Here is a 14,904-nt window from a genome sequence, read left to right as displayed (position 1 = left end):
GCGCGAAATCCGCATGTTATCTTGTGGGTTTCGCAACATCTTTTCAGGCAAGCTCTAATGACAAAACTGCGGGTAGGCATTGTGTTTGGCGGCAAATCGGCCGAGCACGAAGTATCGTTACAGTCGGCTAAAAATATCCTTGATGCGATCGATAAAACGCGTTTCGAGCCAGTGCTGTTAGGGATTGATAAACAGGGTCAATGGCATCTGAACGACGCCTCGAACTTTCTGATCAACGCGCAGGATCCGGCGCTCATCGCCCTTAACCGCGCTGGCGAAAGCGTGGCGCTGGTGCCGGGCGCGTCGCAGCAGCAGGTAATCGCCCGCCAGAGCGGTCATGCGCTGTCGCAGATCGATGTGATTTTCCCTATCGTACACGGCACGCTCGGCGAAGATGGTTCGCTGCAGGGCCTGCTGCGCATGGCGTCGCTGCCTTTTGTCGGCTCTGGCGTGCTCGGTTCGGCGGTCAGCATGGACAAAGACTTTACCAAGCGCCTGCTGCGCGACGCCGGGCTGCAGGTCGCGCCCTGGATTAGCGTCACCCAGGCGCAGCGGTCGCGCATTCAGGCGGCGGAAATTATCGCGCAGCTCGGCCTGCCGCTGTTTATCAAGCCGGCCAATCAGGGCTCTTCCGTGGGCGTGAGTAAAGTCGACAGCGTCGACGACTTCGACCACGCGCTGGATCTCGCCTTTACCTTCGATCGCAAGGTGCTGATTGAAACCGGCATCAAAGGCCGCGAGATCGAGTGTGCCGTGCTGGGCAACGACGATCCGCAGGCGAGCCCGTGCGGCGAAGTGGTGGTGCACGACGCCTTCTACTCCTACGAGACCAAATATATCAGTGAAACCGGCGCGCAGACGCAGGTGCCCGCCGCTATCGACGCCGCGCGCAGCGAGGCGATCCGCGCCGTGGCAATTAAGGCGTTTCAGGCGCTGGAGTGCAGCGGAATGGCGCGCGTCGACGTTTTCCTGACGGAAACGGGCGAGATTATCGTCAATGAGGTGAATACCCTGCCCGGCTTTACCAATATCAGCATGTATCCCAAGCTGTGGCAGGCGGCGGGGCTCAGCTATCGCGATTTGATTACCCGACTGATCGAGCTGGCGCTGGAGCGCCATCAGCAAATCAGCCAGCTGAAAAGCAGCGTTTAGAGGCGAGGCGGCGCGACGCGTTACGCCACGTCGCTGGTCGCCAGCATAAGGGTTCTGAAGGCGGGCGTAGTCTGGTTGCGCCCGTTGCGCTTGGAGAGATAGAGGTTTTTATCCGCGGCGGAGATCAGCTGGTTAACCAGGCTGTGCCAGTCGCGCTCTTCGCCCGCCTTGCCCTGCGCCAGGCCCAGGCTGACGGTAACGGTCACGGTGTTGCCCTGCAGCCAGAACTTCTCTTTGCCGATCGCCTGCCGTACCGCCTCCGCCAGCTGGTAGAGTCGCTCAGGACGGGCGTCGAACAGCACGATGGCGAACTCCTCCCCGCCGAAACGGCAGATGCGCCCCTGTTTCCCTACCACCTGCTGCATGCGCAGCGCGATCTCCTCCAGCACGCCGTCACCCGCATCATGGCCGAAGTTGTCGTTGATGGCTTTGAAATAGTCGACATCCAGCAGGATCACTCCGACGTTGCGCTGCGTTATGAACGGCTCCTCCTTCAGACTTTCATAGAGCCCGGAGCGCGACAGCAGCTGGGTGAGAAAATCGTAGTTGGCGCGCAGCGCGAGCCGCTGATTAAGCTGACGCACCGCATCCATGCTGACGGCGACGATCAGCGGGCTGATGGTCAGGGTGGCGACGCCGAGACGCGCCGAGGTGAGGTGGCTTAAGGGCAGCAGATTGTCGCTGCCCTGAATATCCATCACACCGTGCGCCACCAGCACGATTTCGCTGATGCCGGTGAGCAGGATCACCAGGCTGGTGACCGGGATCGGCAAGACGATGGCGCACCAGATGAGCGCCGGAACCGGGAAGGTGAGGCTGCCGGCGCCGCCGATCATGGCCCCGATCGCCAGCGACAGCACTACGCTCAGCAGCGGTAGCCATTTGCCGGGCGAGAGCAGCGCGGCGAACGTCAGGCTGCGCCAGCTGCGCGTCAGCAGGAACGGCAGCAGCATCAGGCCGGTAGAAAACTGCTCGCTGAACCAGTCGGCCCAGGCGGTGGCGAAACGGGTGTCGAAGCTCATATCCTGCGCCAGTCCGCCCCAGGTCGCGCAGGCGAAGGCGGCCAGCAGGCAGGCGGGAAAGATGCGCAGCGCGTTGCTGATCTGCCGCCGGTCGGAGTCGCGCAGGTAGGACTTCACCAGCATTGAGACGGCAATGATAATAAACAGCAGGTTGGCGACGTTAAGCGTGACGGCAGGCCACGCCCAGCCGGAAAAGAGCGTGTCGTTCGCCACCATGGCGGCGAAGCTGGCGAAATAGTAGCGCAGGCGGTGCAGCCAGGGATGCCGCACGATGATAGCGGCGACAATGGCGTTGACCGGCCAGAAGAGAGAGAGCTCCGCAGGCACGCGCAGATGGCTCCCCAAAAAGCAAAACAGCAGGGTAACAAGAAACAGCGAGAGGAGATTCGTTGTCGTGTTGTGCTCTGCAAACAGCTTAACGCGCATAGGTTTTGAACCTTGTAGCTTGTAAATTCTCCGCTCCCTGCCCTTTCTGGACGTTCGCCACGCGCCATTAAACCGCATTTACCGCCCGGGCAATTCAGTGAATAAACGGTAGAGATTGGCGCTACTCGCAATGTGGGCTGCGCCGTCTGGCTGACGGCGCGGAGATTATGCCTTAAATAAAAAAATCGGCTATCCGAGATATCCGATTTTTCAGACAACGCCTTAGTCGAACTAGCGGGTGACATGGACTGAAGAGCAAAGCGTCCCGCGACAGGGACAAAAACGCCGGGAGCGTTTTTGAACAACGCAGCGCGTTGGCCCGGCTACGGGCGCACCTCAAGGATGAGGTGCGTAATTGCGCGGGCCGAGCTGGCAGGGATGCCGCTTTTGCGTCTTTGCGATCAGGCCATGTCACCCGCGTAGCTGCCTGACTAACAGACGAATCCTTCTTTACTTCACCGCCACCGGCCACTGGCTAAGGCGAATGCCGCGCTTATCGGCGTTGTCGCCGAAATCCTTCAGCACCGCCTTCACGTCGGGATCCAGATACTCGGCGTTATCGTGATCCACAATCACCACGCTGTTCTCCGGGATCTCCGCCAGCAGCCCCTGCAGCTTCGGATTGTGTAGAAAGGTCAGATTCTGCTGAAAGCGCAGCACATAGTGATCGTCATAGCGCGTCAGCTGCAGCGCGTTGCGGTGGCTCTTGTAGAGGCTGTAGAGCATCTGCGTCGCCAGACCGATGCCGATGCCTGCCAGCATGCCGAACAGGATAATGCCGCCGATGGTGGCGAGGAACGGCACGTACTGCTGCGCGCCCATGCGGAACTGCTCCACAAACAGGCGCGGCGTCGCCAGCTTATAGCCGGTATAGAGCAGCACCGCCGCCAGGCTGGCCAGCGGAATGGAATTCAGCATATCGCTGAACCAGAGCCCGCAGATCAGCAGCAGCACGCCGTGGATCAGAATAGAGAGTTTGGTCTGCGCGCCGGTGCTGACGTTCACTGAACTGCGCACGATCACCGCCGTAATCGGCATGGCGCCCAGCAGGCCGGCACTGAGATTGCCGATCCCCTGCGCGAACATCTCGCGATTGGGCGACGGCGGCGGATTCTGCGGGCGCAGCTTCTTCAGCGCCTCCTGGCTCAGCAGCGTCTCCAGGCTGGCGACCAGCGCCAGCGTCACCGCCACCACCCAGACCGACGGATTCTGCCACGCACTCCAGGCCGGGCTCTCCAGCTGCGCCGCCAGCGCGGAGAGGCTGTCGAACGACGGCAGCGCGATGCGCGACAGCTGATCCGCCATCTCCGGCATCAGCCGTCCGCCGAATACCGTGGCGGCGCAGCCGAACAGCACTGCCACCAGCGGACCGGGTATCCAGCCCAGCATGCCCGCCTTTTTCACCAGCGGCGTAGTCCAGAGCCAGAGGATCGCCAGGCTGCCGCCGGCGACCAGCATCGCGGGCGCGGAAAAGGTCGCTGCGCCACTGGCGAACCCGGCCAGACCGGCATCGCCCTCAACACCGAACGCCACCGGGATCTGCTGGATAATCAGCAAAATGCCGATAGCCGCCAGCATGCCTTTAATGACGCTGCCCGGCACCAGCGAGATAAATCGACCGGCGCGCAGCAGGCCGAGCCCGCACTGCATCAGGCCAGCCAGCACCAGCGCGGTAAGAAAAGCGCTGAAGCTGCCGAGCGTCTCAATAGAGGCGACGACAATCGTCACCAGGCCCGCCGCCGGGCCGCTGACGGCAAAACGTGACGGGCTAAGCGCGGTGACCAGCAGCCCGCCGATCACGCCGGTCAGCAGACCGGCGAACGGCGGCAGTCCGCTCGCCTGCGCGATGCCCAGACAGAGCGGCAGCGCCACCAGAAAAACCACCAGACCGGCAGGAATATCCTGACGAAGCGTATTCACATTCATGGCGAAGATTCCTCTGCAGATTGCTGGATTAACTCTTTAAGGTGGCCCGACTGCAGATCGTAAACGCAGCCGAACAGATCTAACGTCTGGCCCGCGCGCCACGCGTCGCGCACCGGGGCGGCGGCGGCGAGACGGGCGAACTGCGCCAGCACGTTAACCTCCACCAGCCGGTTCAGCGTCTCCGCTGCTGGCTGAGGCTCATCGGGCAGTCCGTCCCCTAATGCCTGACGCAGCGCGGCGATACGGCGCGCCAGCGCCGAGTCTTCATGCGCCAGCGGACTCTGCGGCAGGTCAATTGCCGCCTGAACGCCGCCGCAGCCGTAGTGGCCGCACAGCACGATGCGTTTTACGCCGAGATAGAAGATGGCGTACTGCAGCACGCTCATCAGGTTGTCATCGCCGTCGACCACCATGTTGGCAATATTGCGATGAACGAAGAGTTCGCCGGGATGCGAACCGGTCAGGACCTCAGCCGGCACGCGGCTGTCTGAACAGCCAATCCAGAGTGAATGCGGTTTTTGCTGATGGAGGTATTTTTCAAAATAGTCAGGATTACGCTCGCGGCGCTGGAGCGCCCAGCTGCGATTTTTCGCTAATAAAGGTTTCAGTGTTGTCACAATCGTCTCTCTCAACAACCGGGGATCAAATATTCAGGCGAACAAAGCGGTGAGCCGGCTCACAGTTAGCTGGCATCAGCCGAAGAAATAACGCAGTTGATCACAGAAATTGTTTATAGACGTTTATGATTAGTTACGCATCCGTAATTTTTTTCAGGCCAGACCGAATCCTTTTTTTGTAAGGAACCATTCAGCCAGCGTAAATTGAAGGTAAATCTGGTTAAGCGCACCCCATTTAAACAACGTGGAATCCGTTATTAAAAGTAAATAATTTCAGGCAATTAAAATAACCTTATTATTTTAAGGCTCTTTCCGCTGACAAATAATGACACTTCGGCTGGCGGCGTTTTTCCACGCGCTCAGTTACCGGTGGCACTTTACTACAGAAAAATCCGAATTAATTCCTTAACCAGTAGTGATTAACACTGGCTGCTGGCAAATAAGGCAGCGCAATAATCTTAATAAAAGGGGTTTTAAAAGTAAGAGATAATTAAATTAGTTTGCAGCAAAATAGTTACCTGTAAACGTAAATATCGACGGTTAAAAATAAGAGCCTGCTGGCGCAGGCTCTTTCGCTTGACGAATTATTTACCGTTCCACGCTTTTAGCTGCGCCTCGCGCGTTGAGAGCTGCTGCTGCGGCGTCAGCTTGTTGTAGCTTTGCGCCATGCCGCTCTCCCAGTCGCCATAGAGCGGATTAGGCAACACGATAAACTGGGTGCCGAACAGCGCGTGATTCTGGCTGACAAAAGCGCGACGCTGCGCGTTGCCCTGATGCCAGGTCGCCGCGCCGAAATCGTTGAGGTTATCGCCCACATAGAGCACGACGTTGTAGCCCGCCGCTTTGATGGCGTCGAAACGCGCCTGCTTGTTAGAGTTGCCGGTGCTGAGGCGCACGGTCTGCGGCGTCACCTCCGGGAAGCCGAGCCGCGTCAAATTGGCGACGGTGGCGTCGAAATCCTTCTGGTCGCGGTTCGACACGTAAAACAGCGTGCCGCCGTGCGAGGTGACGTAGCGGGCGAAATCAACCGCGCCGGGCACCGCCAGCGCCTGCTTCGCCTGGGTCCATCTCGACCAGCTTTGCGCGCTGAACGGCTGGCCGTTTTTTGCCTGCCAGGCGCTGTAGGCGCTGTTGTCGATCATGGTTTCATCGAGGTCGACGATCACTGCCCTGGGCTTGCCGGTCAGCGACGGCGCGGCGTCGAACGCCAGCCGCGCGCCGTTAAAGGCCTGCCACGTCAGCGCCTGGTACTCGCCGGACTGCTGGAACCAGTTCAGGGCCAGCACCGACTGCTGGCCGAGCTGTTGCTGCGCATCTTGCGTCGTCTGCGAGGCGCAGCCCGACAGCATCAGCGTCATCAGGCCGCTGGTCAGCAGCGTTGCGGTCATTTTCATCCTGTTATCCTTAAGCCGAAAGTGGGAAGAGGTAACGCTTTAAAAATGTAGCAGTTAACCTAAGCTGAATGCAGCCAAACGCCTCAGAGGAGATTCATATGGGAATCCGCGTACGCTCTACCCTGCTTGATGCGCTGGAGTGGGTTGACTATGCCTTTCAGCCCGCAGGCGAAGCGCCGCCCGACGATGTCGCTTACGGCCATCAGCGCCACAGCGCCACGGTGGTGGATGACGAGGCCAACGTGCCGCCGAAAAGCTGCGAGTCCGACGGGATTATCGGCCTGGGCGCCCGGCCGGTCGCGGTCTATACCGCCGACTGCCTGCCGGTGCTGATCGCCGACACGCAGCAGCGGCGCGTGGCGGCGGTGCATGCCGGGCTAAAAGGCACGCTGGCGGGCGTGCTGGAGCGCGCCGTCGTCAGGCTGTGCGAAGCGGGCAGCTCGCCGGATGGCCTGTATGTCGCCATCGGCCCGGCCATCGCGCCCTGCTGCTATGAGCTGGGCGAGGAGATGCTGAGCGCCATTATTCCTACCCTGCCCGACCCGCTATCGCCCTGCTGGCACCGCGAGCAGCCGCACAATGCGCTCGCCGTCAGGCCGCAGGCGAAGGCGACCCGCAGCGGCGTCTGGTTCGATCTGCCGCAGCTGGCGACGCAGAGGCTGACAGCGGCGGGCGTACCGGCCGCCCATATCGAAAACGTCAGCTTTTGCACCTACTGCATGGCGGAAACCGGCTCCAGCTACCGCCGCAATACCCACTTCAACAGCGGCTATCAGTCGCGCTTCTCATGGATACGTCGCCGGAGCGGCTAAGGCTCGCTTTTTTGATGCGCCTCACAGCGCGGCAAACTTTCACTTTTTTTTAACATCACGGCAGCTACATTACACTCATCCGACCACTTAACCTGAGTGATGCCGCCGTGAAGAGTCACGCCTACCCTGCCCTGTTCGCCCCGCTCGACCTGGGCTTTACCCAGCTGCGCAACCGCTTCCTGATGGGCTCGATGCACACCGGGCTGGAAGAGCATGCCGACGGCGCGCAGCGCCTTGCCGCCTTTTATGGCGAGCGCGCGCGCGAAGGGGTCGCGCTGATCGTCACCGGCGGCGTAGCGCCCAATGCCCAGGGCGTGGCGATGAAGCATGGGGCGACGCTGGTCTCGCCGGAGCAGTGCGGCTGGCACCGCCAGATCACCGACGCGGTACATGCGGAAGGGGGCAAAATCGCCCTGCAGATCCTGCACACCGGCCGCTACAGCTACCAGCCGGATCTGGTCGCGCCCTCGGCGATCCAGGCGCCGATTAATCCTTATCTGCCGCAGGAGATGAGCGAGCAGGCGATCCTGCAAACCATCGACGACTTCGCCCGCTGCGCGCGGCTGGCGCAGCAGGCTGGCTATGACGGCGTCGAGATCATGGGCTCGGAAGGCTACCTTATTAATCAGTTTTTAGCGCCGCGCACCAACCAGCGCAGCGATCGCTGGGGCGGCGACGCGCCGCGCCGCCAGGCGTTCGCGCTGGCCGTCACCCGTGCGGTGCGCGAGGCCGTGGGCCCCGACTTTATTGTGATTTTCCGCCTGTCGATGCTGGATCTGGTGGAGGACGGCAGCTCGCTGGAAGAGACGCTGGCGCTGGCGACCGCGCTGGAGAAAAGCGGCGTCACCCTGTTCAATACCGGCATCGGCTGGCACGAAGCGCGCGTTCCCACCATCGCCACGTCGGTGCCGCGCGCGGCCTTCGCCGCAGCGGCGCGGCGGCTGCGTCAGCATGTTTCCACGCCGGTGATCGCCACCAACCGCATCAACCATCCGCAGGTGGCGGAACAGCTTCTGCAGAGCGGCTGCGCGGATATGGTGTCGCTGGCGCGTCCGTTTCTCGCCGACGCCGCCTTCGTCAGCAAAGCGGCGCGCGGCGCGGCGGAGAGCATCAATACCTGCATCGCCTGCAACCAGGCCTGCCTCGACCAGATCTTTGTCGGCAAGATTACCTCCTGCCTGGTGAACCCGCGCGCCTGCCACGAAACCCTGATGTCGGTCACGCCCTGCGCCGCCCCGAAGGCTATCGCGGTGGTGGGCGCTGGCCCGGCAGGCATGGCCTTCGCGCTTCAGGCGGCGCAGCGCGGCCATCGGGTAACGCTCTATGAGGCCGCGGACGCCATCGGCGGCCAGTTCAATATCGCGCGCCAGATCCCGGGCAAAGCGGAGTTCAGCGAAACCCTGCGCTACTTCGCCCATCAGCTTGCCGCGGCTGGCGTTGAGGTGCAAACCGGTCGGCGGGTGACGGCGGCGGATCTGGCCGAGGCGGACGAGGTGGTGCTGGCGACCGGCATCCAGCCGCGCACGCCAGCGATCCCCGGCATCGATCACCCGAGCGTGCTGAGCTACCTTGAGGTGCTGCGCGACAAAAAACCGGTAGGCCGCCGCGTCGCCATTATCGGCGCGGGCGGCATCGGCTTCGACACCGCCATGTACCTCTCTCAGCCGCCGGAAGCGCAGACCAGCGAAAGCTTCTGCCGCGAATGGGGCATCGACCTGACGCTGGCGCAGCGCGGCGGCCTGACGCACGCCGAGCCGCAGCCTGCCGCGCGCACCCTCTGGCTGCTGCAGCGCAAACCGGGCAAACCGGGCGCGGGTCTGGGCAAAACCACCGGCTGGATCCATCGCGCCACGCTGCAGGCGCGCGGCGTGCGCATGTGGGGCGGTGTCGAGTATCTGGCGATCGACGATGAAGGGCTGCTGCTGCGACGCGACGGCGCCGTGGAGAGAGTCGCGGTGGATAACGTGATTATCTGCGCCGGTCAGGAGCCGCAGCGCGAGCTGGAGGCGGCGCTGCGGGCGCACGGCAAAAGCGTTCACCTGATCGGCGGCGCCGACGTGGCGCTGGAGCTGGATGCCCGCCGGGCAATCGCCCAGGCGATGCAGCTGGCGCTGGCTATCTGACTCAGCGCATCTTCACCGCGCGCAGCACCACGAACTTCTGGTTCGAGGCCACCAGCGCGCAGTTGCCGAACAGTTTTTTCAGCTTGTGGTGATAGTCGAGGTGGCGGTTGCCGACGATGCGCAGCTCGCCGCCGTACTGCAGGCAGCGTTTGGCGTCGCGGAACATCTGCCACGCCAGGTGATCGGTGACGGCGTGCTGCTGATGGAACGGCGGGTTGCAGAGCACGGCGTGCAGACGGTCTGACGGATAGCCGCTCAGCACGTTGTTGACGCGAAAGACGCAGCGCGTCACATCCTGCGGACGGTTCACCTCGACGTTAAGCTGGCTCGAGGCCACCGCCATGTAAGACTCGTCAAGAAAATGCACCTCCGCCTGCGGATTGCTCTCCAGCGCCAGCAGGCCGATTACCCCGTTGCCGCAGCCGAGATCGACGATCTCGCCTTCGATATTTTCCGGCAGGTGCTGCATAAAGAAGCGCGCGCCGATATCGAGCGAGCTGCGCGAAAAGACGTTGGCGTGGTTATGGATCTGATACGGCGTCTCGTCCAGCGGCCAGACGGTGGTCGCCGCCTGCGGCGCCAGCGTCGGCGCGCTGAACCGGGTGTAGATCAGACGCGCTTTTTTCCACGCCAGCGAGGTGCGGGTGTCGCCGAGGATCTTCTCGAACAGCTGCAGCGTGGAGTTATGGATCTCTTTGGCGCGCGCCGCCGCGAGGATCACCGTCTCGGCGGTCACCACCTCGCGCAGGGCGCGCAGCTGCTGCTCCAGCAGCGCCAGGGTTTTCGGCACCTTGATCAGCACCGCGGCTGGCGCGGCGGGCAGCGGATCGAGGCTGCTGAGAAAGTGCACTTCACCGTCGTCAAGTTCATTGAGGCGCAGGTTTTGCCGCGTCGCCTGCTGGCTAAGCCAGGAGTCGCTGACGTGCCAGACCGGACGCGGGTTGAGCGCGCAGGTGAGCGCGCCGAAGCTGTCGTTGAACACCAGGATCGGACCTTCCGGCAGCGGCTGCTGCAGCAAATATTCATCCGCCGCATCCCACGCCTGAAGCGGGCTCTCTTCACGCATTTGCGGAAAACGATGCAGGATCAGGGTGCGATCTGCGAGTTCAAGTTGGCTCATGAATTCTCCGGCTGGTACAATCTGGCTGTTTTACGCCCTAAAAAGGGGGCGCAGTATACTGTCTTTCGCCGGGAATCCCTAATGTCCTCACTCATCTATCTGCAGGGTTATCCTGAGAACATCCTTCAGCAGGTTCAGACGCTGATCAAACATGAAAAGCTTGGCGCTTTTTTGCAGCAGCGCTATCCCGACACCCACAATATCGTCAGCGATAAAGCGTTATATGACTATACCCAGGCGCTGAAAAACCGCTTTATGCGCAACGCGCCGCCGATTAGCAAGGTGATCTGGGACAATAAAATCAAGGTGATGAAGCACGCGCTGGGGCTGCATACGGCCGTTTCGCGCGTTCAGGGCGGCAACCTCAAGGCCAAAGCGGAGATTCGCGTCTCGACCTTTTTCCGCCTCGCCCCCGAGCCTTTTCTGCGCATGATTGTGGTGCACGAGCTGGCGCACCTGAAAGAGAAAGATCACGACAAGGCGTTCTATCAGCTCTGTTGCCATATGGAGCCGGACTACCATCAGCTGGAGTTTGACGCCCGGCTCTGGATGACGGATCAGGCGATGCGCGGCAACGCGGCCTAAAGGAACTCCTGCGCTTTCTGGATCAGGCTGGTTTTGGTCAGCGCGCCGAGAAAGCGCTTCTCCTGCGGATTATTCAGCACCGGCAGGCGCTCCAGCGTGACGCGCGCAAACGCCTCCCAGCCTTCGCGCATGCTCTGGTTCTGGTAGACAAAGGGAAAGTTGTCATCCATGACCGTCGAGACCGGCGAATCCAGCGTAATCTCCTGCGCCAGCACCTTGCGCGCGATATCGTGGATTGAAACCACGCCGAGAAAGGCGCCCGCCGCGTTAATCACGTAGACGTAGCGCTCGCGCTTCAGCGAGCTGACCGCCAGCGCCTGCCCGACCGACTCCTGCGGCTGCAGCGCCGCCCCCGGAATAATCAGCTCCGCCACGCGCATATTGTCGAAGTCATATTTCGCCTCCGAGCGGTTAAAGTGGTTGCCGACTACCGGATAGGTGCTGGCGGACTGCAGCCGATAGACCACCATCGACGCCAGCACGGCGGCGATCATCACCGGGAACAGCAGCGTGCTGTTCAGCGTCATCTCCAGCACCATCAGGATCGCCATCAGCGGCGCCTGACTGACGGCGGCCAGCACCGCCGCCATGCCGATGGCCGCGTAGAGCAGCAGGTTGCCGAGCGGCAGATGCAGCGACGCCCCCAGCGTCGCCAGCGCCACGCCGAGCAGCGCGCCGATCAGCAGCGACGGGGTAAAAAGACCGCCCACCGCGTTGGAGCCGACCGACAGCGTGGTCGCCAGCGTCTTCAGCAGCAGCAGCAGCAGCAGGCCCGGCAGCAGATAGTCGCCCGCCATGATTTTGACGATCACCTCATAGCCGTTGCCCAGGATATCGGTAGAGATGAGCGCCAGCAGCCCGACCGCCAGGCCGCCAGCGCCCAGACGCAGCGGCAGCGAACGGATATGGCCGAACAGCGCTTTGCTGCGGGCGATAAGCTTAATCAGCAGCCAGCCTGCCAGCCCGGCGGCCAGGCCAATGACAACCGTTAACAGCAGGCTGCTTACGTCCATCTGAAAGCTGGCGTCCGCCAGCGGATAGAGCGCGTTGCGGAAGCCCAGCGACCACATGGTCATTACGGCGACCGACGAGGCGATCACCAGCGGGATCAGGCGCTGCAGCGCAGAAATGCCGAAGGCGATTTCAGCCACGAAAATCGCCGACGCCAGCGGCGCGTGGTAGACCGATGAAAGCCCGGCGGCGGCGGCCATCGCCACCACGTCGCTGTTTTTCAGGTTGAGCGAGGCGGGCACCCAGCGGCCCAGCACGCTGCCGCACAGCGCGGAGAGCTGCACCATCGGCCCCTCTTTACCGATAGAGGCGCCCGAGCCGATGCTGGCGATAGAGGAGAGCGCGCGAAACAGTGAGGTGCGGGTCGGCACCGCGTCGAGCTGCGCGTTGATCACCTCCAGATAGTCGGTCTTAACCGTCTGCTGCTGTTCGATGCTCACCGCGTAGCGCAGGAAAAACCCCGCCAGCACGCCACCCGCGCCCACCAGCAGCGGCCAGAAGATCCATGGCCAGACGTGCATCGCCACGGTAATCTCACTGCCGCTGTTGAAGAGCAAACGGTTGATCAGCTCGATCACGCCGCGAAACGCCAGCGTCACCAGCGACGCCGCCAGTCCGACCGGGATCGCCACCAGCAGCGTGGTCCAGTTCAGTGCGTGTTTACTTCCTTTCAAGCGCGTTCTCCACCTTTTTCAGCCAGTCGCCATCACTATGGCGCGGTTCCCTCTTGCGGGATATATATCATAAAACGTAACAAGGAGGCTGGCGTGAAGGGTGAGAGGCAACTCAACTGCAAAGGCTGGATGGAGTGGCAGCGAATCATCATGAAGTACTTCTTGCTTTTATAAGCTGCAGCTTATGGCATTTTTATAAGCTACAGCTTATAAGGATATTCTATGTGGACTGTGCTTTTCGGTAAGGTATTCGATGCGTGGTTCGAACAACAGGAAGAGGCTTTACAGGAAAAAATCCTTGCCGATCTTATCAACCTCAGGACGTACGGGCCTATGCTGCCTCGGCCTTATGCAGATTCGGTCAACGGATCGCGACACAAGAATATGAAAGAACTTCGTATTCAATACGCTGGAAAGCCGGTACGCGCTTTTTTTGCGTTTGATCCCGTGCGCAGAGCGGTCATCCTTTGCGCAGGTGATAAAAGCAATGATAAAAATTTTTACCCGCGCATGATACGTATTGCCGACGATGAATTCACGGCGCACCTGAACAAACTGAAGGGGAAACGATGAGAACGCTTGATGACGCTATTGCCGCACGCTCAGCGGAAAGCCAGCAGCGCATACGCGATATGGCAGACGAGAGGGTGCTCGAAACCGGCCTGCAGATGATGCGAGAAGAGCTGCAACTGTCGCAAAAAAGCGTTGCGGACGCAATGGGCATCAGCCAGCCCGCGATTACGCAGCTAGAGCAACGCGGCAACGAGCTTAAGATAGCCACCCTTAAGCGCTACATTGAGGCAATGGGGGGCAAGCTCAGCCTGGATGTAGAATTGCCTTCTGGCAAACGCATCGCTTTTCACCTTTGAACAGCATGCGCGATTCATCTCCTGGAGTCTGTCGCTTGCACCAGACTGGAAGGCGGATCGCAGCATCAAATTGCCTTTACTCTCAGCGCTTGCGCCCGGTGGCGGCCATGTTACTCTGCCGCTATTTGCCGCAGGAGAGCCGACGTGATCCGTTTTGCTATTGTGGGAACCAACTGGATAACGCGCCAGTTTATCGATGCCGCGCATGAGAGCGGCCATCTGCGCCTGAACGCCATCTATTCGCGTTCACAGCAGCAGGCGGAAACCTTCGCCGAGGAGTATCCCTGTTCGCATCTCTTTACCTCGCTGGAGGCGCTGGCCGCCAGCGATCTTATCGATGCGGTTTATCTGGCGAGCCCCAACGCCCTGCACTGCGAGCAGGCACTGCTGTTTATGTCGCACGGCAAGCACGTTATCTGCGAAAAGCCGCTCGCCTCCAACCTGCGCGAGGTCGAGCGGATGATCGCCTGCGCCCGTCAGCATCAGGTGGTGCTGTTCGAGGCGTTTAAAACCGCCAGCCTGCCTAACTTCGCGCAGCTGCAGCAGGCGCTGCCCGCCATCGGGCCGCTGCGCAAGGCGCTGTTCAGCTACTGCCAGTACTCGTCGCGCTATCAGCGCTACCTCGACGGCGAGAATCCCAACACCTTTAATCCGCGCTGGTCGAACGGATCGATAATGGATATCGGCTACTACTGCCTGGCGACGGCGGTGGCGCTGTGGGGCGCCCCGCAGGCGGTAAGCGCACGCGCTACGCTGCTGGCCAGCGGGGTCGATGGCCACGGCAGCGTGCTGCTCGACTACGGCGACTTCGACGTCACGCTGCTGCACTCCAAGGTCAGCGACTCGCGCATCGCCAGCGAAATCCAGGGCGAAGCGGGCTCGCTGCTGATCGAAAAGCTGTCGGAGATGCAGTCGGTCAGCCTGGTGCCGCGCCAGCGCGCCGCCCAGGTGCAGGATCTCAGCCAGCCGCAGCATATCAATACCATGCTTTATGAAGCCCAGACCTTTGCGCAGCTGGTGCAGCAGCGTCATATCGCGCATCCAGGGCTGGAAACGTCGCGCATCACCGCCGCGCTGCTGACTGAAATCCGCCGCCAGACCGGCGTGATTTTCCCTGCCGATGAGCAGGCTGTGTAAATATGTCTAAATATGAATGGCGCGCGCTTGCCTCTT

Annotated in this window: 13 protein-coding genes; 7 read left to right on the top strand and 6 right to left on the bottom strand. The window is 61.3% G+C overall.

The window, feature by feature from the left end; translation table 11 throughout:
* Window positions 1-57 precede the first annotated feature (57 nt).
* Window positions 58-1,152, top strand: coding sequence for a D-alanine--D-alanine ligase (gene ddlA, locus ACR6A7_RS12490; RefSeq protein ID WP_434125148.1), 1,095 nt, complete (start codon window positions 58-60; stop codon window positions 1,150-1,152).
* 20 nt (window positions 1,153-1,172) lie between these two features.
* On the opposite strand, the gene ACR6A7_RS12485 is transcribed toward ddlA, so the two are convergent.
* From ACR6A7_RS12485 to ACR6A7_RS12470, 4 genes are all read right to left on the bottom strand, one after another.
* Window positions 1,173-2,600, bottom strand: a complete 1,428-nt coding sequence (locus tag ACR6A7_RS12485) for a GGDEF domain-containing protein (RefSeq protein ID WP_434125147.1) — start codon at window positions 2,598-2,600, stop codon at window positions 1,173-1,175.
* 450 nt (window positions 2,601-3,050) lie between these two features.
* A complete protein-coding gene (locus ACR6A7_RS12480) occupies window positions 3,051-4,520 on the bottom strand; it encodes a SulP family inorganic anion transporter (RefSeq protein WP_434125300.1) in 1,470 nt (489 codons plus the stop codon).
* Between the two features lie 2 nt (window positions 4,521-4,522).
* Window positions 4,523-5,143, bottom strand: coding sequence for a carbonic anhydrase (locus ACR6A7_RS12475; RefSeq protein WP_434125146.1), 621 nt, complete (start codon window positions 5,141-5,143; stop codon window positions 4,523-4,525).
* Window positions 5,144-5,727: 584 nt separating this feature from the next.
* Entirely contained in the window at window positions 5,728-6,537 is an 810-nt protein-coding gene (locus ACR6A7_RS12470) for a 5'-nucleotidase, lipoprotein e(P4) family (RefSeq protein ID WP_434125145.1), read from the bottom strand.
* Between the two features lie 98 nt (window positions 6,538-6,635).
* Here ACR6A7_RS12470 and ACR6A7_RS12465 point away from each other — a divergent pair, with 98 nt between their 5' ends.
* Window positions 6,636-7,349, top strand: a complete 714-nt coding sequence (locus ACR6A7_RS12465) for a purine nucleoside phosphorylase YfiH/LACC1 family protein (protein ID WP_434125144.1) — start codon at window positions 6,636-6,638, stop codon at window positions 7,347-7,349.
* A 107-nt stretch (window positions 7,350-7,456) separates the two neighbouring features.
* Window positions 7,457-9,472 (top strand): oxidoreductase, encoded by a 2,016-nt coding sequence (locus ACR6A7_RS12460; RefSeq protein WP_434125143.1) that lies wholly within the window; start codon window positions 7,457-7,459, stop codon window positions 9,470-9,472.
* Between the two features lies 1 nt (window position 9,473).
* Here ACR6A7_RS12460 and rlmG read toward each other — a convergent pair whose 3' ends face one another.
* On the bottom strand, window positions 9,474-10,592 hold the full coding sequence (gene rlmG, locus ACR6A7_RS12455; protein WP_434125142.1) for a 23S rRNA (guanine(1835)-N(2))-methyltransferase RlmG: 1,119 nt from the start codon (window positions 10,590-10,592) through the stop codon (window positions 9,474-9,476).
* A gap of 81 nt (window positions 10,593-10,673) precedes the next feature.
* Here rlmG and ACR6A7_RS12450 point away from each other — a divergent pair, with 81 nt between their 5' ends.
* Window positions 10,674-11,177: a M48 family metallopeptidase gene (locus tag ACR6A7_RS12450; protein ID WP_033755025.1), complete on the top strand. Its 504-nt coding sequence runs from the start codon at window positions 10,674-10,676 to the stop codon at window positions 11,175-11,177.
* Here the strand turns inward: ACR6A7_RS12450 and ACR6A7_RS12445 are convergent.
* The gene (locus ACR6A7_RS12445) at window positions 11,174-12,862 is read right to left on the bottom strand and encodes a chloride channel protein (RefSeq protein WP_434125141.1); all 1,689 of its coding nucleotides are present in this window, start codon (window positions 12,860-12,862) and stop codon (window positions 11,174-11,176) included. The two genes, ACR6A7_RS12450 and ACR6A7_RS12445, sit on opposite strands and share 4 nt — an antisense overlap.
* Window positions 12,863-13,084: 222 nt before the next feature.
* Here ACR6A7_RS12445 and ACR6A7_RS12440 point away from each other — a divergent pair, with 222 nt between their 5' ends.
* The 3 genes from ACR6A7_RS12440 to ACR6A7_RS12430 all read left to right on the top strand — a co-directional run bounded on the left by ACR6A7_RS12440 (window position 13,085) and on the right by ACR6A7_RS12430 (window position 14,868).
* Window positions 13,085-13,435 carry a type II toxin-antitoxin system RelE/ParE family toxin gene (locus ACR6A7_RS12440; RefSeq protein ID WP_434125140.1) on the top strand — a complete coding sequence of 117 codons (351 nt, stop codon included), beginning with the start codon at window positions 13,085-13,087 and terminating at the stop codon, window positions 13,433-13,435.
* The gene (locus ACR6A7_RS12435; RefSeq protein WP_434125139.1) at window positions 13,432-13,731 is read left to right on the top strand and encodes a helix-turn-helix domain-containing protein; all 300 of its coding nucleotides are present in this window, start codon (window positions 13,432-13,434) and stop codon (window positions 13,729-13,731) included. The genes ACR6A7_RS12440 and ACR6A7_RS12435 overlap by 4 nt, the downstream gene beginning before the upstream one ends.
* A 144-nt stretch (window positions 13,732-13,875) precedes the next feature.
* Window positions 13,876-14,868, top strand: coding sequence for a Gfo/Idh/MocA family protein (locus tag ACR6A7_RS12430; protein WP_434125138.1), 993 nt, complete (start codon window positions 13,876-13,878; stop codon window positions 14,866-14,868).
* The last annotated feature ends 36 nt before the right edge of the window (window positions 14,869-14,904 follow it).

Source organism: Pantoea phyllosphaerae (assembly GCF_051025595.1).
In the GTDB taxonomy this organism is placed as follows: Bacteria; Pseudomonadota; Gammaproteobacteria; order Enterobacterales; family Enterobacteriaceae; genus Pantoea.
This window is presented reverse-complemented; position numbering and strand designations above follow the sequence as displayed.

Bases quoted from the DNA above. Each gene is read 5' to 3' on its own strand.
- ddlA (WP_434125148.1), top strand. From the start codon at position 58: ATGACAAAACTGCGGGTAGGCATTGTGTTTGGCGGCAAATCGGCCGAG.
- ACR6A7_RS12485 (WP_434125147.1), bottom strand. From the start codon at position 2,600: ATGCGCGTTAAGCTGTTTGCAGAGCACAACACGACAACGAATCTCCTC.
- ACR6A7_RS12470 (WP_434125145.1), bottom strand. From the start codon at position 6,537: ATGAAAATGACCGCAACGCTGCTGACCAGCGGCCTGATGACGCTGATG.
- ACR6A7_RS12465 (WP_434125144.1), top strand. From the start codon at position 6,636: ATGGGAATCCGCGTACGCTCTACCCTGCTTGATGCGCTGGAGTGGGTT.
- rlmG (WP_434125142.1), bottom strand. From the start codon at position 10,592: ATGAGCCAACTTGAACTCGCAGATCGCACCCTGATCCTGCATCGTTTT.
- ACR6A7_RS12450 (WP_033755025.1), top strand. From the start codon at position 10,674: ATGTCCTCACTCATCTATCTGCAGGGTTATCCTGAGAACATCCTTCAG.
- ACR6A7_RS12440 (WP_434125140.1), top strand. From the start codon at position 13,085: ATGTGGACTGTGCTTTTCGGTAAGGTATTCGATGCGTGGTTCGAACAA.
- ACR6A7_RS12435 (WP_434125139.1), top strand. From the start codon at position 13,432: ATGAGAACGCTTGATGACGCTATTGCCGCACGCTCAGCGGAAAGCCAG.